The 19365-nt window shown below is 70.2% G+C and carries 19 protein-coding genes; 7 read left to right on the forward strand and 12 right to left on the reverse strand.

Translation table 11 applies throughout. The features are described from left to right. Position 1: 1 nt before the first annotated feature. From G4D77_RS11950 to G4D77_RS12000, 11 genes are all read right to left on the reverse strand, one after another. Positions 2–361, reverse strand: a complete 360-nt coding sequence (locus G4D77_RS11950; protein WP_034398157.1) for a YXWGXW repeat-containing protein — start codon at positions 359–361, stop codon at positions 2–4. A 128-nt stretch (positions 362–489) separates the two neighbouring features. Next, on the reverse strand, positions 490–915 hold the full coding sequence (locus tag G4D77_RS11955) for a type II toxin-antitoxin system VapC family toxin (protein ID WP_154835727.1): 426 nt from the start codon (positions 913–915) through the stop codon (positions 490–492). Continuing rightward, on the reverse strand, positions 915–1172 hold the full coding sequence (locus G4D77_RS11960; protein ID WP_012203319.1) for a type II toxin-antitoxin system Phd/YefM family antitoxin: 258 nt from the start codon (positions 1170–1172) through the stop codon (positions 915–917). Before G4D77_RS11960 ends, G4D77_RS11955 begins: the two co-directional genes overlap by 1 nt. A gap of 153 nt (positions 1173–1325) precedes the next feature. Further along, positions 1326–2204 carry a protease HtpX gene (gene htpX / locus G4D77_RS11965; RefSeq protein ID WP_013804154.1) on the reverse strand — a complete coding sequence of 293 codons (879 nt, stop codon included), beginning with the start codon at positions 2202–2204 and terminating at the stop codon, positions 1326–1328. Between the two features lie 82 nt (positions 2205–2286). Further along, positions 2287–3096 (reverse strand): DUF3025 domain-containing protein, encoded by an 810-nt coding sequence (locus G4D77_RS11970; RefSeq protein WP_016451780.1) that lies wholly within the window; start codon positions 3094–3096, stop codon positions 2287–2289. Further along, positions 3093–4001, reverse strand: coding sequence for an NYN domain-containing protein (locus tag G4D77_RS11975; protein WP_043789946.1), 909 nt, complete (start codon positions 3999–4001; stop codon positions 3093–3095). The genes G4D77_RS11970 and G4D77_RS11975 overlap by 4 nt, the downstream gene beginning before the upstream one ends. Positions 4002–4034: 33 nt before the next feature. Beyond that, the gene (gene pyrC, locus G4D77_RS11980) at positions 4035–5075 is read right to left on the reverse strand and encodes a dihydroorotase (protein ID WP_043819970.1); all 1041 of its coding nucleotides are present in this window, start codon (positions 5073–5075) and stop codon (positions 4035–4037) included. Positions 5076–5147: 72 nt separating this feature from the next. Next, positions 5148–6407, reverse strand: coding sequence for an alpha-hydroxy acid oxidase (locus tag G4D77_RS11985; RefSeq protein WP_154835729.1), 1260 nt, complete (start codon positions 6405–6407; stop codon positions 5148–5150). A gap of 2 nt (positions 6408–6409) precedes the next feature. Beyond that, positions 6410–7393: a Bug family tripartite tricarboxylate transporter substrate binding protein gene (locus G4D77_RS11990; RefSeq protein ID WP_065347864.1), complete on the reverse strand. Its 984-nt coding sequence runs from the start codon at positions 7391–7393 to the stop codon at positions 6410–6412. Between the two features lie 60 nt (positions 7394–7453). Continuing rightward, on the reverse strand, positions 7454–8149 hold the full coding sequence (locus tag G4D77_RS11995; protein ID WP_012203312.1) for an RraA family protein: 696 nt from the start codon (positions 8147–8149) through the stop codon (positions 7454–7456). 23 nt (positions 8150–8172) lie between these two features. Then, positions 8173–9186 carry a hydroxyacid dehydrogenase gene (locus G4D77_RS12000; RefSeq protein WP_154835731.1) on the reverse strand — a complete coding sequence of 338 codons (1014 nt, stop codon included), beginning with the start codon at positions 9184–9186 and terminating at the stop codon, positions 8173–8175. 100 nt (positions 9187–9286) lie between these two features. Here G4D77_RS12000 and G4D77_RS12005 point away from each other — a divergent pair, with 100 nt between their 5' ends. After that, positions 9287–10216, forward strand: coding sequence for a LysR family transcriptional regulator (locus G4D77_RS12005; RefSeq protein ID WP_013804160.1), 930 nt, complete (start codon positions 9287–9289; stop codon positions 10214–10216). 16 nt (positions 10217–10232) lie between these two features. On the opposite strand, the gene G4D77_RS12010 is transcribed toward G4D77_RS12005, so the two are convergent. Next, a complete protein-coding gene (locus tag G4D77_RS12010) occupies positions 10233–10970 on the reverse strand; it encodes a Crp/Fnr family transcriptional regulator (RefSeq protein ID WP_154835733.1) in 738 nt (245 codons plus the stop codon). A gap of 153 nt (positions 10971–11123) precedes the next feature. On the opposite strand from G4D77_RS12010, the gene G4D77_RS12015 reads away from it, so the two are divergent. From G4D77_RS12015 to G4D77_RS12040, 6 genes are read left to right on the forward strand one after another with little or no spacing between them, the layout of a single operon-like run. After that, positions 11124–12188, forward strand: coding sequence for a porin (locus G4D77_RS12015; RefSeq protein WP_154835735.1), 1065 nt, complete (start codon positions 11124–11126; stop codon positions 12186–12188). Positions 12189–12197: 9 nt separating this feature from the next. Continuing rightward, the gene (locus G4D77_RS12020) at positions 12198–14315 is read left to right on the forward strand and encodes an acetate--CoA ligase family protein (protein WP_154835737.1); all 2118 of its coding nucleotides are present in this window, start codon (positions 12198–12200) and stop codon (positions 14313–14315) included. Continuing rightward, positions 14312–15334 (forward strand): Bug family tripartite tricarboxylate transporter substrate binding protein, encoded by a 1023-nt coding sequence (locus G4D77_RS12025; RefSeq protein ID WP_154835739.1) that lies wholly within the window; start codon positions 14312–14314, stop codon positions 15332–15334. The genes G4D77_RS12020 and G4D77_RS12025 overlap by 4 nt, the downstream gene beginning before the upstream one ends. Before the next feature lie 25 nt (positions 15335–15359). Beyond that, entirely contained in the window at positions 15360–16745 is a 1386-nt protein-coding gene (locus tag G4D77_RS12030; protein WP_154835741.1) for a DUF1254 domain-containing protein, read from the forward strand. An 8-nt stretch (positions 16746–16753) separates the two neighbouring features. Beyond that, positions 16754–18085 (forward strand): DUF1254 domain-containing protein, encoded by a 1332-nt coding sequence (locus tag G4D77_RS12035; protein WP_154835743.1) that lies wholly within the window; start codon positions 16754–16756, stop codon positions 18083–18085. Further along, positions 18082–19335: an alkyl sulfatase dimerization domain-containing protein gene (locus G4D77_RS12040; protein WP_154835745.1), complete on the forward strand. Its 1254-nt coding sequence runs from the start codon at positions 18082–18084 to the stop codon at positions 19333–19335. Before G4D77_RS12035 ends, G4D77_RS12040 begins: the two co-directional genes overlap by 4 nt. The last annotated feature ends 30 nt before the right edge of the window (positions 19336–19365 follow it).

Here is a 19365-nt window from a genome sequence, read left to right on the forward strand (position 1 = left end):
CTCAGCGGCGGTACCAGCCGCCGGGACGCTGGTACCAGCCACGCGGCCCATGGTCCCAGCCGTGCGGACGCCAGCCATAGCCAGGGTGCGGCGGCGCGGCCCAGTAACCGGGGCGCCAGGCATAGCGCCCCCCACCCCAGCCCCAGGAGCCACCGATCCAGACATGGACCGGCGAGGGAGCGACCGGAATGACCTCGGTCTGCAGCGGCGGCGGCGCCATGGGCGCGTAGACCACCTCGCCCGAAGGACCTACGGGATAGGCAGGCGCCACCACGCAGCCGGTTAATGCCACGGTGGCGGCAGCCAGGACCAGGGCCGGAACCAGGCGACGGCCCGGCGTTTGAATCGATACAGACTTCACGATGCACTCCTGGCCGCGCTTAGTGCGGCCATGCAGATACAACGAAAAAGCCCCTGCCGGTTGTTGACAGGGGCTTGTGAAGCCTGGGTAAAGATCAAGTCTGGCTGTACGTGAGGTTGAGACGGGCCCTACATCCAAGGGTTCAAGACGCGCACTCCATGAACATGGAAGGGCTCGAAATCCTTGATGTTGCGGGTCACCACGCACAAGCCATGCACCTTCGCCGTGGCCGCGATCAGGCTGTCGGCCAGCGGCCGCGGCGCAGGCACGTGGTAGGCCGCGTTTTCCATGGCAACCATCGCATCCACTGGCAGCACTCGCCCCTGAAAGGCCGTGAACACGCGTTCCACCAGCCAGCGGCGCAGCACCTGCCCGGCAACCGGGTCTTGCCGGGCTTTCAACTGCACGCCTTTCTCCAGCTCCATCAGCGTGATCGCGCTGATGAAAAGGGACTCGGCCGCGACCGATTGCGCCCAGGCCACAACGCCATCGTTCGCGCGGCCCGACGATGCCTTGCGCAGTTCGGAAACGATGTTGGAGTCCACCAGATACATCAGGACAGGTCCACGGCGCGCGGCAAATCCTTCGTGCGCTCAATGTCGAAATCGATATCGGCGGCCTCGGGCATGGCCAGCAATTGAAGAATGTTCCGGGTCTGCCCCGACAGTTCACGGAATTTCTCAATGCTCATCAGCACGTGGGCAGGTTGCCCCCGGTCCAGGATGTAGACCACGTCATCACCACTGGCCGCTTTCTTGGCAGCGGAAACATGCTGGTTGAATTCACGGCTGCTGAAGGTCGAAATCTGCATGACGCACCTCCGTCAAAGAAAATGCTTGTACGTTACTACATTCGCAAAAATGGAGTACCGGACAAGCATTTCTGATGGGGCTTCGGGAAGCGGAGCCCAGTCAATGACCGGGCCCCACTGGACAGGCTCCAGCGTGTCGAACCTGATCCTGAATCAGAGGTTCTGCGCGTTTTGCAGCGCGGCAATGCGCTCTTCGATCGGCGGGTGGGTCGAGAACAGCTTGCCGATGCCACCGGCAATGCCCATGGCGGCCACGCTCTTGGGCAGCTCGCCGGGGTGCATGCCGCCCAGGCGGGCCAGGGCGTTCATCATGGGCTGCTTGCGGCCCATGAGCTGGGCGGCACCCGCGTCGGCGCGGAATTCGCGCTGGCGCGAGAACCAGGCCACGATGATGGCGGCCAGGAAGCCCAGCACGATGTCCAGCACGATGGTGGTCACGTAGTAGCCGATGCCGGGGCCCGAGCTGCTTTCGTCGTTCTTGCGCAGGAAGCTGTCCACGGCATAGCCGATGACGCGCGACAGGAAGACCACGAAGGTGTTCATCACGCCCTGGATCAGGGTCATGGTCACCATATCGCCATTGGCGATGTGGGCGACCTCGTGGCCGATGACGGCCTCCACCTCTTCGCGCGTCATGCCTTCCAGCAGGCCCGTGGACACGGCCACCAGGGCCGAGTTCTTGAAGGCGCCGGTGGCGAAGGCATTGGGCTCGCCCTCGTAGATGCCGACTTCGGGCATGCCGATGCCGGCACGGTCGGCGAAGCCGCGCACGGTGTTGACGATCCAGGCCTCATCGGCGTTGCGCGGCTCGTTGATCACGTGCACGCCCGAGCTCCACTTGGCCAGCGGCTTGGAGATCAGCAGCGAGATGATGGCGCCGCCAAAGCCCATGATGAAGGCGAAGCCCAGCAGGGCCCCGAGGTTCAGGCCATTGGAGGTCAGGAAGCGGTTGACGCCCAGCAGGCTGGCGACGATGCCCAGCACCACCACGACGGCGACGTTGGTCAATAGAAAAAGTGCGATGCGTTTCATCAGTGGGTTCTCCACAAAGTGGGGAAAGGGGGAAGGATCTGGGCCCTGCAGCGTTGAAAAGTGAGGGCCGCACCGGCTGTTTTCAAGCCGGGTCCTGCGCCGTTGTCATTCCTTGTTGTGATGCTTGTACGGAACGGGGCGCCCGGAACACGAGAGAGTCATCATAGAAGGAAAAGTTCTCGTTTTCGCGCCACCAGCCGGGCACGCCCAGCACCGGCAAGGGCGCAAAAGGCTTGGCCGCCAGCGTGTCCGGCTCCAGCCAGGCGCTGGCGGCCAGCCAGGCGTCGATATCCGCTGCGCCAGAAGCCGGCGTGACGCCTGCACCATCCGTGTGCACGCACAGCACATGGGCCGTGATGGGCTTGCGCGGCTGCACCAGCTTTTCCAGCAGCGCATGGCCTATGGGCAGCAGCCTGGCCTGGCGCCATAGTGCGCGCTGCTCCACGAAGAGCTGGTGCCAGCGCCGGTGGCGCAGCGCCTCGCACAGCGCGGCCGGCGCCAGCAGCAGGGCGCCGTTCTCGTCCAGCACGGTGACGGCATCGCGCAGCGGCCCGCGCTGCGCGCCCACGCCCGCCTGGGCAATGGCGCCGGCCTGCAGGGCATTGCAGCGCTGCTTGAGCGCGGGCCAGCGCAGCCAGATCAGGCCGTTGAAGAAGTCATGCAGGTTGTCGCGCGTGGGAATGCAGCGCGTCTCGAAGATGAATTGCTCGTAGGCCATGCCTTCGGGCAGGTCGTGCTGGGGCACAAAGCGCCAGGGCAGCGCCTGTGCGTCGGCCAGTGACTGCAGGGCCTGCCAGACCGGCCGGCCCTGCGCCACCCGCTGGCAGGCCGCCCTGCCCTGCGTTTGCAGCCCCTGCAGCCAGGGCGCATTCCAGTCGATGGGAAACGTCAATTGCCGGACGGCCTGGACTGCGCCTTGGCCAGGCGCTTGTCACGCACGGCCACGCGCGAGGTGCCCTCGTCGCGCATCTCGAAGGCCTGCGTGGCCGCCAGCAGCTTGGTGAGCGTGGCATAGCCGTAGTTGCGCGCATCGAACGAGGCCTTGTTGCCGATCTGCGCGCCCACGGCGCCCACATGGGCCCAGCCGCTTTCGTCCTGCGTGGCGTTGACGGCGCTGCGCAGCATGTTCAGCAGGCGCGTGTCCTGGCGCAGCTCCTGCGAAGGAACGCGCAGGCAGGGGCGCTGCGGCTCGGGAACGGACAAGGAGGCAGGTGCCTGCTCGGCCTGGGCCGGCGCGCGTTCCTTGCCGGCACCGTTGGGCGGCTGGGGCACGGCGGCGGCCGATGCAGCCACGGGCGGCACCGCCGCCTGGCTTGCCTCATGCGCGGCGTCCTGGCCATTGCCGTTGGCGGGCGCCGCCTCGCCCAGCGCTTCCAGGTACAGGAAGCGCGAGCAGGCATTGACGAAGGGTTGGGGTGTCTGCGCCATGCCGAAGCCGTAGACGGCCGCGCCCTTGGAGCGCAGGTGCATCACCAGCGGGGTGAAGTCGGCGTCGGAGGAGACGATGCCGAAGGCGTCGGGCCGCTCGGTGTAGAGCAGCTCCATGGCGTCCACGGTCATCGCCATGTCGGTGGCGTTCTTGTGCTTGGAGTAGTCGAACTGCTGCATCGGCCGCAGTGCGAAATCCAGCAGCTTGCGCTGCCAGCCGCTGAGCGAATGCTTGGTCCAGTTGCCGTAGGCGCGGCGGATGTCGATGACGCCGAAGGTCGACAGCTCGGTCAGGATCTCGTCGATCATCTCGGCCGGCGCGTTGTCGGCGTCGATCAGCAGGGCGATGCGCGGTTGCGGCTCAGGCATGGCAATCCTCTGGCGGGTGGCAGTCCCGCCAGCTTAAACCAGCTTCCAGGGCAGGGCTTCGCCGGAGCGCAGCGGCTTCAGTTGCGCCTCGCCGAAGGCGAAGCTGTCCGGCGGCGTCCAGCTCTCGCGCACCAGGGTGATCTTGCCGGTGTTGCGCGGCAGGCTGTAGAAGTCCGGGCCGTTGAAGCTGGCGAAGGCTTCGAGCTTGTCCAGCGCGCCGGCATTGTCGAAGGCCTCGGCATACATCTCGATGGCGGCGTGGGCGCTGTAGCAGCCCGCGCAGCCCGTGGCGTGTTCCTTGAGATGGGCCGCGTGCGGCGCGCTGTCCGTGCCCAGGAAGAACTTGGGCAGGCCGCTGGTGGCTGCCTCGACCAGGGCCAGGCGGTGCGTCTCGCGCTTGAGCACGGGCAGGCAGTAGTAGTGGGGACGGATGCCGCCCGTGAAGATGGCATTGCGGTTGAACAGCAGATGCTGGGGCGTGATGGTGGCGCCCACGAAGCGGTCGGCCTCGGTCACGTACTGGGCGGCTTCGCGCGTGGTGATGTGCTCGAAGACGATCTTGAGTTCGGGGAAGTCGCGGCGCAGCGGGATCAGGTGCTGGTCGATGAAGGCGGCCTCGCGGTCGAACAGGTCGATGTCGCTGCTGGTGACTTCGCCGTGCACCAGCAGCAGCAGGCCTTCGCGCTGCATGGCTTGCAGCGTGGGGTAGATCTTGCGCAGGTCGGTGACGCCGTGGTCGCTGTTGGTGGTGGCGCCAGCCGGGTAGAGCTTGCAGGCCACGACGCCGGCCGCCTTGGCGCGCACGATTTCCTCGGGTGGCAGGTTGTCGGTGAGGTACAGCGTCATCAGCGGCTCGAAGGCCATGCCCTCGGGCACGGCCGAGAGGATGCGCTGCTTGTACTCCAGCGCCTGCTCGGCGGTGGTCACCGGCGGCTTGAGGTTGGGCATGATGATGGCGCGCGCAAACTGCGCGGCCGTATGCGGCACCACGCTGCGCATGGCTTCGCCATCGCGCACGTGCAGGTGCCAGTCATCGGGACGGGTGATCGTGAGGGTGTTGGTGGAGGCGGTCATTCCGCCATTTTCCCATCGCCGCGAAACCGCGGGCCAATTGCGGGGCACGCCACCCTCGGGACTGGCGCGTGGCTAACGCGGTCGCAGGTGCTGCGGCCCCAGCTGCTGCAGGTTTTGCACGCCGATCAGGGCCATGTTGCGCCGCATCTCGGCCGCCAGGATGGCGATGGCGTGCAGCACGCCGGCCTCGCCGCCCACGGCGCCCGCATAGTTGAAGGGCCGGCCCACGAAGACGAAGTGCGCGCCCAGGGCCAGCGCCACCAGCACGTCGTTGCCCCTGCGAAAGCCGCTGTCGATCATCACCGGGTAGTCCGGCCCCAGCGCCTCCACCACCAGGGGCAGCATGTGCAGGGGCGAGACCGCGCCATCGAGCTGGCGGCCGCCGTGGTTGGACAGGATGATGGCGTCGGCCCCGGCATCGCGCGCGGCCAGCGCGTCCTGCGGGCTGAGGATGCCCTTGACCACGAGGCGGCCCTTCCAGCGCCGGCGTATCAGGGCCAGGTGTTCCCAGCTCAGGTGGTCGCGTGCGCCGAAGTCGCGCGTGACGGTGGACGAGAGAATGGGCGCGCCGCGCGTGGCCTGCGAGTTCTCGAAGTGCGGCATGCCGTGCCGCACCAGGGTGCGCAGCGCCGTGCCCAACAGCCAGCGCGGATGGGTGATGCCCTCCCAGGCCAGGCGCAGGCCGGGCCGCAGCGGCGTCGAGAAGCCCGCGCGGATGTTGTTCTCGCGGTTGCCCGACACGGGCGTGTCCACGGTGACGACCAGGGTGGCGAAGCCTGCGGCCTCCACGCGCTCCAGCAACTGCACGATGCGTTCGGTCTCGCCGGGCACATAGGCCTGGAACCAGGCCTGGGGATTGGCCTGGACCACCTCCTCCATGCGGATCAGCGAGGTGCCGCTCAGGATGGCCGGGATGCGGGCGGCCGCCGCCGCGCGCGTCTGCACCAGGTCGCCCCGGTAGGCCGACAGCGCGCTGATGCCCATGGGCGCGATGCCGAAGGGCGCAGCCCAGGTCTGGCCCAGCAGCGGCGTGGCCAGCGTGCGCCGCGAAGTGTCGGTGAGCACGTGCGTCACCCAGCGGTGGGCATCGAAGGCCTCGCGGTTGGCGCGCAGGGATTTGTCGGTCTCGCAGCCGCCGCTGACGTAGGCGAAGATCGGCGTGGGCAGGTGGTGGCGCGCCGCCCGCTCGAAATCATCGAGCGACAGGATGCGCCTGAGCCTGCGCGGCGTGGCGGAGGCCTGGCCCGCGCCCAAGAGTGCGGGCAGGTGTGCGGGCAGGGGTGCGGAGGAACTGGGGGTGTCGAGCCGGTCGACCTCGATTGGGGCTGCCATGGTCAGTTGATCTGGAACTTGCCCTCGCGGATCAGCTTGCCCCATTTGGCGTGCTCGCTGCGAATCCACTCGCCGAACTGCGCGCCATTGGCGGGCGTGGCCATGCTGCCTTCCTGGGCCAGCTTCTCTTTGACCTCCTTGGTGGCCAGCAGCTTCATGGTCGCGTCGGCAATGCGCTCGGCGATGGGGGCGGGCAGGTTGGCCGGCCCCACCAGGCCCAGCCAGGTGGAGGCCTCGAAGCCCGGATAGCCCTGCTCGGCCACCGTGGGCACATCGGGCAGCGACGGCACGCGCTGGGCCGAGGTGACGGCCAGCGCACGGATCTTGCCCGTGGCCAGTTGCGACATCACCGACACCGTGTTGCCGAAGTACAGGTCCACCTGCCCGCCCATCAGGTCGGTGAGCGCGGTATTGGCGCCCTTGTAGGGCACCTGCAGCACCTCGATGCCCGCGCGGCGTGCCAGCATTTCCCCGGCCAGGTGGCCAACCGTGCCATTGCCGGCCTGGGCGATGCCGTAGGTGCCGGGCCTGGCCTTGGCCGCCTTGATGAAGTCCTGCAGGTTCTTGAAGGGCGAGTCGCGCCGCACGGTCAGCACCACGGGCTGCAGGGCCACGCTGGCGATGGGCGTGAAGTCCTTGAGCGCATCGAAGGGCATCTTGGCGTAGAGGCTGGGATTGATGGCCAGGTTGGCGGCCTGCCCCATGCCGATGGTGTAGCCGTCCGGCGCGGCCTTGGCCACGGCATCCAGGCCGATGTTGCCGCCCGCGCCGGGCTTGTTGTCTATGACCATGGTCCAGCCCATGGCGATGTTGAGCCGGTCGGCCACCAGGCGCGAGGTGGCATCCGTGCCGCCGCCGGGCGGAAACGGTACGACCAGGCGCACGGGCCGCTGCGGCCATTCGCCCTGGGCCAGCGCCAGTGCAGGAAAGGCCGTGGCCAGGGCGGCGGCAGCGCCGCCCAGAAGATGCCGTCTGCGCATTGTCATTGTTTGTCTCCTTGGAATCGTTATGGCGGGAAAAGTCGGGCGCAGCCTGCGCAGGGGACGCTAGACCGGCAGGCCCTTGGCGCGCAGCACGGCGTCGAAGCGCTCGGGGTCGGCCGTGCCGCTGCGGTTGGTCTCGCGGATGACGGCCTCGCGGGCCAGGTGGGCCTGGCTGCGGCGCAGCACCTCGGCGGCCTCGGCCGCGGGCACGGCGATCACGCCGTCGGCATCGCCCACGATCAGGTCGCCGGGCAGCACGGCCAGGCCGGCGCAGGCCACGGGCACATTGATCTCGCCCGGGCCGTCCTTGCTGGGCCCGCGGTGCGTGTGGCCGCGCGCAAAGATGGGCATGCCGTCCTGCGCCCATTCGCACAGGTCGCGGATGGCGCCGTCGATGACCAGGCCACCCAGGCCGCGCGCCAGGCAGGTGGTGCGCATCAGGCCGCCGACCAGGGCCTGCGAGACATCGCCGCCGCCGTCGATGACCAGCACATCACCGGGCTGCACCATCATCAGCGCCTTGTGGATCATGAGGTTGTCGCCGGGCCGCACGCGCACGGTGACGGCGGGTCCGCAGAGAACGGCCTCCAGCCGCGCGTGGTACTGGCGCAGGCCGATGGCGCCGACATTGCGGCTCATGGCGTCGCCGATGGCGGCCACGGGAATGGCCTTGAAGGCCTGGACGACGCCGGCCTCGGGACCTGCGGCGCGCGGATGGATGCGGTAGCCCGCAGGCCATTGGCTGGATGGGGTGGTCATGGCAAATCTCCGGGAAAAACAGCTCAGCGCAGAACCTCGGGGTTCACGCAGTGGGAAGGGTCGGCGGGGCTGCCCTGCAGCCAGCCCAGCACATTGGCGGCGGCCATGCCGGCCATGGCCGCCAGCGCGGCGGGCGTGGAGCCGCCCACATGGGGCGTCAGCACCACGTTGTCCAGCGCGGCCAGGGCGTGACCCGCAGGCAGGGGTTCCTCGGCCATGGTGTCCAGGCCGGCGGCGGCCAGGTGGCCGCTGCGCAGGGCGTCGATCAGCGCCGCCTCGTTCACCACCTCGCCCCGCGCGGTGTTGACCAGCAGGGCGCCGCGCGGCAGCTGGGCGATGCGGCCGGCATCGAGCAGATGGCGCGTGCGGGCATTCAGGGGCACGTGCAGGCTGAGCACATCGGACAGGGGCAGAAGCTCGTCCACCGAGCCCAGCATGCGCACGCCCGCCACGGCGCCGGGCCCTGGGGCGCAGGCCGGATCGAACGCAGGGTCGAACGCTGGATCGAAGGCCACCACCTGCATGCCCAGCGCCAGCGCCACGCGCGCCACGCGCTGGCCCACCTGGCCAAAGCCCAGCAGGCCCAGGGTGCGGCCGCTCAGCTCCAGGCCGTCCTGGGCGCGGGACCAGCGGCCGGCGCGCAGCTCGGCATCCATCCAGGCGATGCGGCGGGCGGCCGCGAACATCAGGCCCAGCGTCATCTCGGCCACGGCCTGGGCATTGGCGCCCGGCGTCACATAGACCGGAATGCCCCGCTGGCTGGCCGCGGCCACATCGATATTGCTCACGCCCACGCCGTGCTTGGAGATGACCTTGAGCGTGGGACAGGCCGCGATGGCAGCGGCCGACAGCGTGGCCGTGCGCGAGATCACGGCATCGACGCTCTCGCGTGCCAGCACGGCGGCAACCTCGGCCTCGCCGCCGCCGTCTTGCAGGTACAGCACGCGGCAGTGCGCCGCCTGCAGGCGCTGCAGCCCGGCGGGCGCCAGGCGTGGCGCGGTCACGAAAACGGTGGGCGGGTGGGTAGTGGCGGTCATGGAAACGGGCAATTCGCTTTGTCGATGCACCGCATTCTTGTGAGCGCCACCCATTCCGTCCATTCGATAATGTTCATTCAAACATCACTTTTATTCATCAATGGACCTGCACCTGCGCGACCTGCGCTTCTTCGAGATCGTGGCCGACCTCGGGCACCTGGGCCGGGCCGCAGAACAGCTGGGGCGCACCCAGCCCGCGCTGAGCAAATGCATACAGCGCCTGGAACTGACCGTGGGCGGCGCGCTGTTCGAGCGTGCCGGGCGCGGCATACGCCTCACGCCGCTGGGCGATGTGCTGCTGGCCCGCGCGCGCATGCTGCGCAATGCCAGCCAGGAGGCGCTGCGCGAGGTGCGCGACTTCAACGAAGGCCATGCCGGCCATGTGCGCATCGGCAGCGGGCCGGTGGCCGCCGACCACCTGCTGCCCGAGCTGTGCAGCAAGGCACTGGCCGACGGGCGGCGCATCACCATCAGCATCGTGATCGGCCCCAGCTGGGAACTGCGCGACCGCCTGCGCGAGGGCCAGCTGGACCTGCTGATCGGCCTCACGGCCGAGGGTGATCCGGAGCTGGTCTCCCACCCGATCGCCGAGGACGTGGTGGTGGTCGCGGCGCGCCAGGACCATCCCGTCTTCGAGCGCCAGCGCATCACCATGGCCGCGCTGCTGCGCCATCCCTGGGCCCTGCCCAGCGCCAACATTCCCAGCCGGCAATGGCTGGACCAGGCCTTCACCTCGCGCGGCATGCCGGCGCCCACGGTGCAGGTGGAGGCGGGCTCCATACCGCTGCTGCCGCGCATGGTGGCCAAGACCGATCTGCTGACCTTCGTCTCGCGCCACACGCTGCGGCTGGAGCGCAGCCGCACGCTCAGGGAAGTGCGCCTGCCGGCCACCACGCTGCGCCGCCACCTGGGCGTGACCTGCCGGCGCGACGGCTATCTGTCGCCCGCGGCCCGGCACATGCTGGAGCTGCTGCGCGCCGACGGCCAGGCCCTGTTCGGCGAGGATGCCTCGCCTCTGGACGAGGACTGATTCCAGCGGTCCGGGGCTAGGGCCCCGGCCGCGCGCGCGCATCGGCCAGGCGCAGTAGGCCCGCCAGGTCGACGATGGTCAGCCGGCCATAGGCGGCCTGCAGCAGGCCGCGCTGCTCCAGCAGGCGCAGCTCCTTGTTGATGGTCTGGCGCGAGACCGACAGCATGGCGGCCAGGTCGCTCTGCGAGATGCGCAGCACCACGCCCTGCCCGTCGGGCGCGGGCTGGCCATGCGTGGGGGCCAGCCGCGCCAGCAGCTCGGCCACGCGGTTGTCGATGTTGCTGAAGGCGTGGCGCTGCTGGACGACGATCAGCTCGTGCATGCGTGCCAGCACCAGCAGGCAGATGTCCTTCCACAGCAGCGGATGGGCATCGAGCAGGGCCAGGAAGGACTCGCCGGGGATCTCCACCAGCACGGTGGGCTGGTGCGCGTGGTAGTCGTAGACGAATTGCGTGTGCTCCAGCAGCCGCGCCAGGCCCACGATGTCGCCCGCGCTGTGCATGGACAGCACGAAGCGCGAGCCCGTGGCGTCCACGCCGCCCACTTCCACGCAGCCCGAAGCCACCACCAGCACCTCGCGCCGCTTGGGGTCGGCGGCGCGCACCTGCTGGTGGCGCTCGTAGCGGCCCAGGCGGGACAGCGCCGTCAGCTCATCCAGCACCTCGGGCGGCCAGTTGCGCAGCATGCGGCACAGGCCCAGGGCGCGGCGGATCAGCGCTGAAGGGTCGGCCACGGGAGCAGGCTTGGAGCGCATGGTTCTCTCACGATGTCGAAGGCCCCGGGTTAGTCCGGTGCCCATGTACCGCCATTTGTCAATGGCTTGACAGAGTGCATCCCCTGTCGCTCGGGATAGTAGCAAGCAAGCCACCGGGCAAAGCATCCGGGGCGCTACCAAGGAGACAAGTTCGTGAAGCACAAGCATTGGCTGGCCGCCGGCGGCATGGCGGCCCTGGGCACGTCCGCGTGGGCCCAGGGCAGCGTGGAGATGTTCGGCATCGTCGACGTCCACATCAACAGCGCAAGGTCGGGCGCCACGCGCCTGAGCCGGCTGGAGGACGGTGGCAGCGCGGCATCGCGCATCGGCTTTCGCGGCAGCGAGGACCTGGGCGGCGGCCTGCGTGCCCAGTTCATGCTGGAGGCCGGCGTGGCACCGGACACGGGCCTGGGCACCATTCCCGGCCCGGGCCTGGCCTTCACGCGGCAGGCCTGGGTGGGGCTGAACAGCGGCTGGGGCGCCGTGGAGATGGGCCGCATGTACACGCCCATGTTCGGCGCGCTGTTCCGCGCCGATCCGCTGGGCATGAACGCGCTGTTTTCCTCGCTGAACCTGGTGTCGGCCACCGATGCCCAGGCCGGCCTGCGGCCGTTTGCGGCACGGGCCAACAACCTGGTGCGCTACCGCACGCCGGCAGGCCAGCCCTGGCTGGCGGACCTGGCCTATTCCTTCGGCGAAGCGGCTTCACCGAACAGCAGCAACGGCCGCCTCTACGGCGCCACGCTGGGCTGGAACCAGAAGCCCTGGTTCCTGGCCTACAGCTTCCAGAAGTCCGTGGAAGGCAGCGCCGCCGCACCCGTGGCCGCACCCGCCACCAGCCAGTACCAGGCGTTGTCGGCCAGCTGGGAAGCCCTGAATGGGCTGCGCCTGACGGGCAACTACGTCATCAACCGCGTGGACCGCGCCGGCACACCCAAGGCGAGGCTGGCGCAGCTAGGCGCCGATTGGAGCGTGGATGCGCGCTCCAAGCTGCTGGTCTCGGTGGCGCGGCGCGAGGTGGGCGGCACGGACCGCGCCCAGAACACCTGGACGCTGGGCTACGACTACGCGCTGAGCAAGCGCACCGTGCTCTACGCGCGCTGGCTGCAGCTGGGCAACGCGGCCAATGCCTCGGCCGCCATTGCCAACGTGCCGGTGGCCGCCCACAGCGGCGACGGCGTGCGGTCCCTGGCGCTGGGCGTGCGCCACAACTTCTGAGGGATACACATGACCGACAGCCATTGCTTCGACACTTCCCGGCTCGACGCGCTGTTCGCGCCGCGCTCCATCGCCGTGGTCGGCGCCTCGGACCAGGCCAGCAAGATCGGCGGCATTCCGCTGGACTACCTGCTGCGCTTCGGCTACGGCGGCGCGCTGTATGCGGTGAACCCGCGCGCCAGCCGCGTGCAGGGCCTGCCCGCGCACGAGCGGCTGGCCGCCATCGGCGCGCCGGTGGACCTGGCCATCGTCGCCGTGCCGCAGTCGCAGGTGGCCGGCGTGCTGGAGGATGCGGCCGCCGCGCGCGTGCAGTCCATGGTGCTGTTTTCCTCGGGCTATGCCGAGACCGGCTCCGACGGCACGGCCGCCCAGCAGGCGCTGGCGCGGCGCGCGCAGGAGGCGGGCATACGCCTCATCGGCCCGAACTGCCTGGGCTTCATGCGCCCCGGCCACCAGGTCTACGCCACGTTCTCGCCCGCGCCGGGCGGCGGGCTGGTGCGGCCCGGGCGCATCGGCATGGTCAGCCAGTCGGGCGCCTTCGGGGCCTATGCCTACAGCCTGGCGCGCGAGCGCGGGCTGGGCCTGTCGCTGTGGGCCACCACGGGCAACGAGGCCGATGTGCAGCTGGCCGATGGCCTGGCCTGGCTGGCCCAGGACCCCGAGACCGACGTGATCATGGCCTACATGGAGGGCTGCCGCGACGGCCCCCGGCTGCGCGCGGCCCTGGCCCTGGCGCAGGAGCGCGGCAAGCCCGTGGTCATGTGCAAGGTGGGCACCAGCGCCCTGGGCGCGGCCGCCGCCGCATCGCACACGGCCTCGCTGGCGGGCAACGATGCGGTCTATGACGCGGTGTTCCGCCGCTACGGCGTGCTGCGCGCGCATTCCATCACGGACTTCTTCGCGCTGGCCGCCAGCGCCTCCATCGCGCAGGCCCCCAAGGGGCGGTCCATCGGACTGTTCACGGTCTCGGGCGGCGTGGGCGCCATGATGGCCGACGACGCCAGCGCAGCCGGCCTGGACGTGGCACCGCTGTCCGACGCGGCCCAGCGCCAGCTGCGCGAATGGGTGCCGTTTGCCGCGCCGCGCAACCCCGTGGACATCACGGGCCAGGTCACCAACGACATGACGCTGCTGGAGCGCAGCGCCCGCCTGATGCTGGCCGACCGGCAGTTCGACAGCTGGCTGGGCTTCTTCGCGGCAGGCGGCCTGTCCGACGCCTTCTGGCCCGTGCTGCAAAGCCTGGTGCAGACGCTGCGCACCCACCATCCCGACACCCTGCTGGCCGTCAGCACGCTGTGCCCGCCCGAGCGCCGCGATGCGCTGGAGGCGCTGGGCTGCCTGGTGTTCGCCGACCCGGGCGCGGCCATACGCTGCATTGGCGCGCTGGCCCGCCTGCATGAAACACCGCAGGCGCTGCCCGCGATGGCCGATGCAGGCAGTGCGCTGCACCTGGCGGCGGGCACGCTGTCGGAGCAGCGCAGCATGGCCCTGCTGGCCGAGGCCGGCGTGCCCGTGGTGCCGCACCGGCTGGTGCGCACGGCGGCCGAGGCAGCGCAGGCCATGCAGGAGATGGGCGGACGCATTGCCCTCAAGGTCTGCAGCGATGCCATCGCCCACAAATCCGACGTGGGCGGCGTGGCACTGAACCTGGCGGATGCGGCCGGCGCCCAGGCCGCCTTCGACCGCATCCTGGCCAATGCGCGCCAGGCCCGGCCCGAGGCGCGCATCGACGGCGCGCTGGCCGCCCCCATGGTGCAGGGCGGCGTGGAGTGCATCGCCGGCGTGCACCGCGACCCGGTGTTCGGCCCGGTGCTGATGTTCGGGCTGGGCGGCATCCATGCCGAGATCCTGCGCGATGTCTCGCTGCGCCTGCTGCCCATCACGCGCGACGACGCGCTGGCCATGGTGCGCGAGCTGCGGGCCTTTGCCGTGCTGGACGGCGCCCGCGGCCGCCCCCGCGTGGACCTGGACAGCATTGCCGACACGCTGTGCGCCCTGGCCGGCTTTGCGCAGCGCGCAGGCGCCACGCTGGAAAGCGCCGAGATCAACCCCCTGATCGCCCGCCCGCGCGAGGACGGCGGCTGCGTGGCCGTCGATGCGCTGGTCATCGGCAGGGAGGCTGCATGAAAGCCAATGCCCATTCCATCTCCCACCCGGAGGCCACCATGAACACACCCCTGCTGCGCACCGCCGCACTGACCTGCCTTGCCCTGGCCTGCAGCGCCGCGCCGGCCCAGGACGGCTATCCCGCCCGGCCCGTTCGCATCGTCGTGCAATACCAGGCAGGCGGCTCCACCGACACCGTGGCGCGCATCCTGGCCGAGGGCCTGACCAAGCGCCTGGGCCAGCCCGTGGTGGTGGACAACCGCAGCGGCGCGGGCGGCATCATCGGCACCGAGCATGTGGCCAAGAGCGTGCCCGACGGCCACACCCTGCTGCTGACCGTGCCCGGGCCCATCACGGCCAACCTGGTGCTCTACAAGAAGCTGCCCTACGACCCGCGCACAGAGCTGCGCATGGTCTCGGACGTGGTCTCGCCCTCCATGGTGATGGCCGTCAACCCGGCCGTGCCGGCCAAGGACTTCAAGGGCCTGGTCGAGGCCGTGCGCCAGTCGCCGGGCAAGTACGCCATGGGTTCCTGGGGGGCGGGCACGCAGCCGCACCAGGTCCAGGTCTTCATGGACAAGGCCTACGGCCTGCAGTCGCTGCACGTGGCCTATAAGGGCGAGGGGCCCATGTCCATCGACCTGATCAGCGGCGTGATCCAGATGACGCTGGGCTCGGCCGCTACGCTCAAGCCCTTCATCGACGCCGGCAAGCTGCGCGCCCTGGCCGTGGCCGGACCGCGCCGCAGCAAGGCCCTGCCCGATGTGCCCACCTTTGCCGAGCAGGGCTACCGCGAGCCCGTGTATGCCATCACGGGATCGATCTCGCTGATGGCGCCCGCGCGCACGCCCGACGCCATCGTCGAACGCCTGGGCCGCGAGGTCGCCGCCGTGATGCGCGAGCCCCAGGTGCGCCAGCGTGTCGAGGCGCTGGGCCTGGAGGCCCAGGGCAACAGCCCGTCCGAGGCCAGCGCCGCCTACGCCGCCTTTTTGCCCGTGGCGCTGGACCTGGCGCGCTCCACGGGCGTGACCCTCGACTGACCCCCCTCCTGCCCTGAAGAAAACAATGGACATGAACCCGACCCCTCCCTCCCTGCCCGAAGTCCGCCGTGCCCTGGCGCGCTCCATCGGCCTGGCCGCCTTTGTCTACGGCTATCCGCTGATAGAGACCTACCGCACCTGCCGCCTGCAGACCGATGCCGGCGCCGCACGTGCCACCGGTTTGGGCCTGGACATGCGCGGCGACTTCGACACGCTGCACCACAGCCAGCGCCCCTCCACCCATGAGGACCGCGACGTGGTCACGCCCGCCAACGACCTGCTGTACTCGCTGGCCTGGATCCACCTGGCCGACGGCCCGCGCCTGCTGACCGTGCCCTCCAGCGCTGCGCATCCGGGCCGCTATTTCGTGCTGGCCCTGTACGACGCCTATACCGAGAATTTCGAGAACCTGGGACCGCGCAACTGCGCGCCCGAAGGCGAGACCGTGGTCCTGGTCGGGCCGGGCGGCCAGGTGCCGGAACACCTGGCCGGCCACCGTCTGGTGCACTGCCCCAGCAACCTGGTCTGGCTGATCGGCCGCACCGTGGTGGGCGATGCGCCCGACTGGCCTGCAGCCCGCGCACTGCAGGCCGACATCCGGCTGGAGCCCGCGCCGGGCGTGCCGAAAGGAGGCCGCCCGGCCGCCGTCACGAACTGGGTCGGCCCGCCCGTGGACGCCATGGCGGCCGCCTTCGAGAACCAGGAGCCTGCGGCCGAGGTTGCGCCGCGCTTTTTCACCAACCTCTGCCATGCGCTGGCCGAGGCGCCCGGACGCAAGGAGGACCAGGGACTGCTGGCCTGGTTCGGCCAGGCCGGCCTGGTGGCCAGCGCCCACATGGCGTGGGAGCAGCTGGAGGAGCCCGTGCGCGAAGGCCTGACCGAGGGCTTTGCCGACGGCGTGTGCACCGTGGCCGCCATGGGGCGCAACCGCCGTCCCCGGCCCTGGACCATGACGCCGTCCACCGGCCGCTACGGCAGCGAGTACCTGGGCCGCGCACGCACCGCCTACCTGGGCCTGGGCGCGCTGGCCACCAGCGAGGCCATCTACGCCGCCGCCCACCACGACGCAGGCCTGCAGCCGCTGGACGGCAGCCAGCGCTATGTGCTGCGCTTCAATGCCGCCGACATGCCGCCGGCCGACGCCTTCTGGTCGGTCACCCTGTATGACGCCGACCGCTTTCTCTACGGCAACGAGATCGGCCGCCACTCCATCGGCGACCGCACGCCGGGCTTGCTGCGCGAGGCCGACGGCAGCCTGCAGATCGACCTGGGCCATGCCCGGCCGGCACAGGGCGCCGCCAACTGGCTGCCCACGCCGCACGGGCGCTTCTACCTCATCCTGCGCATGTACCACCCGCAGGCAGGCGCGCACCAATGGCCTGTTCCGCCTCTGCAGCCCGTGGCCGCATGAGACACGCCATGGACCTGACCGCACTGGCCGAGGAGGCCGTCATCCACACCTGCCCGCTGTACGAGATGCGCCGCATGCGCGCGGCCACCTCGCCCCGGCGCAATGCGGCCGGCGAGGCCGCGCCCGCACCGCTGCGCTGGTGCAACCAGTTCGTGCATGCGCGCCAGTTGCTGCGCGCCGGCACCAGCCGCGTGGTCACGCCCAACAACGACACGCTCTACACCAACGCCTGGCTGGACCTGGGCGCCGGGCCGCTGGTGATCGACGTGCCCGACACGGCGGGCCGCTACTACGTGCTGGGCCTGCTGGACTTCTTCACCAACCCCTTCGCCCACCTGGGCCAGCGCCTGACGGGCACGGCTGCGCGCTCCTTCCTGGTCACACCGCCGGGCTGGCAGGGGGCGCTGCCGCCACCGTTCGATGCGCCCGGCGCACACATTGCCGCGCCCACGCCCTGGCTGTGGGTGATAGGCCGCATCCTGGTCGATGGCGAGCACGACCTGCCCGCCGTGCACGCGCTGCAGGACGGCTTTGCGGTGCGCCCGCTGGCCGACTGGCAGGCGGGCACGCCCTCGCAGGCCCGTGCCTTCGACCCGGACTGCGATCCCCAGGCCCCGCCAAATGCCGAGCACTATGCAGCCCAGGTGAATGCCGCCTTGCGCGACAACCCGCCGCCGGCAGGGCATGCCGCACGGGTCGCGCGCTTTGCGGCCGTGGGCCTGGGCGCCGGGCTGGGCGCACCCGATGCGCAACAGCAAGCCGCACTGCAGCGCGCCCTGGACAGCGTGCTGCCCCGGCTGCGCGCAGCCAGCACGGGCCGGCGCCTGGACTCGGGCTGGGAACTCCCCGCCCTGGTCGAAGGCAGTTTTGGCGACGACTTCCAGGCCCGCGCCGAAATTGCGCTCAAGTACATCGGCATGCTGGAAAGCCGCGAGGCCATCTACCCGCTGGCCTGGCATGACGCCCAGGGCCTGCCCCTGCACGGCAGCCGCCGCTACCGGCTTCGCTTTGCCCCAGGCGCGCTGCCGCCCGTGCAGGCCTTCTGGTCCCTGACCCTCTACGGCGCCCACGACTGCATGCTGGTGGACAACCCCATCGACCGCTATGCCATCGGCGACCGCACGCCGGGCCTGCGCCCCGACGCTGATGGCGATGGCGATGGTGGGTTGACTATCCACATCAGCCACGCGCCACCGGCCAGCGAAGACCACCGCGCCAACTGGCTGCCCGCGCCGCGCGAAGGCTTTTACCTGTGCCTGCGCGCCTACATGCCCAGTCCCGAACTGCTGAACGGCCGCTACGCCCTGCCCCCCATCGAACCAGACCCGGAGACCCCATGAACGCCAGAGACGACGACAAGCCCTTCTTGCTGGTGGGCACCGGCAGCGAAACCGTGGCGCCGGGCCTGCACATACTGCGCGGCCAGGGCCAGTCCTTCGTGGCCGAGACCGACGCGGGCCTGGTGGTGATCGACGCCGGCCCCGGCGGCAAGGTCAGCCAGGACATGATCGCCAGCCTGCGCCAGCTCAGCGATGCGCCCGTGCATGCGCTGTGCTACAGCCACGGCCACATCGGCTACAACGCGGGCGTGCCCGCCTGGCTGGAGCATGCGGCCGCGCGCGGAGAGCCTGTGCCGCGCCTCATCGCGCACCGCAACCTGCCGCGCCGCCAGGCGCGCTACCGCGAGACCCGGGCGCTGCAGCACCGCATGGCCGAGATCCAGTTCAACCGCAGCGCGGGCTTTTTCGAGCACCGGCTGGACATGCACGAGCCCACCGAAACCTTCGACACGCGGCTGGAGATAGGCAGCGGGGACAGCCGCATCGAGCTGTTCTGGGCGCCGTCCGAGACCGACGACGCCATCGCGCTGTGGAGCCCCGGCCAGCGCGTGCTGTACGGCGGCGCGGCGCTGCTGGACTCCATCCCCAACATCGGCACGCCCTTTCGCACGCTGCGCGACACCGTGCGCTGGGCCGACACGCTGCAGGCCATGGCCGCGCTGCGCCCGCTCAAGGCCGTGCGCGAGTTCGGTCCCGTGATCGAGGGCGAGCAGGCCGTGCAGCAGGTGCTGCTGCACACCGCACAGGCGCTGCGCTGGCTGCGCGCCGAAGTCGTGCGCCTGATGAACGAGGGCATGAACGAGCAGCAGGTGCTCGCGGCCATGGACTATCCGCAGGAACTGTTCGGCGTGGAGTGGATGAAGCCCACCTATGGCGACCCCAGCTACATCGTGCGCGACATCTACCGTTCGGAAAACGGCTGGTGGGACCGCAACCCGACCACGCTGCACCCGGCCCCGCCCGAGGCCGCAGGCGCCGCCATCGCCGATGCCATCACCGACAAGCCCGGCCTGGTGGCCAGCGCCCAGGCGCTGGCGGACGCGGGCCAGTGGCAGCTGGCCCTGCATGTGATCGACGTGCTGGCCACCGCGGCCGGCGACGCGCCCGAGATCGGCCAGGCCCACAGCCTCAAGGCCGCCTGGCTGCGCGAGCGTGCGCGCGAGGTGGACAGCTATGTCTCGCGCAACCTCTACCGCGTGGGGGCCGACATGATCGAGCAGGGCCGGCAGGCGCGCCTGGGGCTGCGCTGACGGGGCCGCGCACAGGCAAGGCGACACAAG

This window comes from Delftia sp. WY8, assembly GCF_018437695.1.
GTDB classification, from domain to species: domain Bacteria; phylum Pseudomonadota; class Gammaproteobacteria; order Burkholderiales; family Burkholderiaceae_C; genus Comamonas; species Comamonas tsuruhatensis.

Bases quoted from the DNA above. Each gene is read 5' to 3' on its own strand.
- G4D77_RS11955 (WP_154835727.1), bottom strand. From the start codon at position 915: ATGTATCTGGTGGACTCCAACATCGTTTCCGAACTGCGCAAGGCATCG.
- G4D77_RS12005 (WP_013804160.1), top strand. From the start codon at position 9,287: ATGGACCTGCACCTGCGCGACCTGCGCTTCTTCGAGATCGTGGCCGAC.
- G4D77_RS12025 (WP_154835739.1), top strand. From the start codon at position 14,312: ATGAAAGCCAATGCCCATTCCATCTCCCACCCGGAGGCCACCATGAAC.
- G4D77_RS11995 (WP_012203312.1), bottom strand. From the start codon at position 8,149: ATGACCACCCCATCCAGCCAATGGCCTGCGGGCTACCGCATCCATCCG.
- G4D77_RS11975 (WP_043789946.1), bottom strand. From the start codon at position 4,001: ATGCCTGAGCCGCAACCGCGCATCGCCCTGCTGATCGACGCCGACAAC.
- G4D77_RS12040 (WP_154835745.1), top strand. From the start codon at position 18,082: ATGAACGCCAGAGACGACGACAAGCCCTTCTTGCTGGTGGGCACCGGC.
- G4D77_RS12010 (WP_154835733.1), bottom strand. From the start codon at position 10,970: ATGCGCTCCAAGCCTGCTCCCGTGGCCGACCCTTCAGCGCTGATCCGC.
- pyrC (WP_043819970.1), bottom strand. From the start codon at position 5,075: ATGACCGCCTCCACCAACACCCTCACGATCACCCGTCCCGATGACTGG.
- G4D77_RS12030 (WP_154835741.1), top strand. From the start codon at position 15,360: ATGGACATGAACCCGACCCCTCCCTCCCTGCCCGAAGTCCGCCGTGCC.
- htpX (WP_013804154.1), bottom strand. From the start codon at position 2,204: ATGAAACGCATCGCACTTTTTCTATTGACCAACGTCGCCGTCGTGGTG.
- G4D77_RS12000 (WP_154835731.1), bottom strand. From the start codon at position 9,186: ATGACCGCCACTACCCACCCGCCCACCGTTTTCGTGACCGCGCCACGC.
- G4D77_RS12035 (WP_154835743.1), top strand. From the start codon at position 16,754: ATGGACCTGACCGCACTGGCCGAGGAGGCCGTCATCCACACCTGCCCG.
- G4D77_RS11990 (WP_065347864.1), bottom strand. From the start codon at position 7,393: ATGACAATGCGCAGACGGCATCTTCTGGGCGGCGCTGCCGCCGCCCTG.
- G4D77_RS11985 (WP_154835729.1), bottom strand. From the start codon at position 6,407: ATGGCAGCCCCAATCGAGGTCGACCGGCTCGACACCCCCAGTTCCTCC.
- G4D77_RS11960 (WP_012203319.1), bottom strand. From the start codon at position 1,172: ATGCAGATTTCGACCTTCAGCAGCCGTGAATTCAACCAGCATGTTTCC.
- G4D77_RS12020 (WP_154835737.1), top strand. From the start codon at position 12,198: ATGACCGACAGCCATTGCTTCGACACTTCCCGGCTCGACGCGCTGTTC.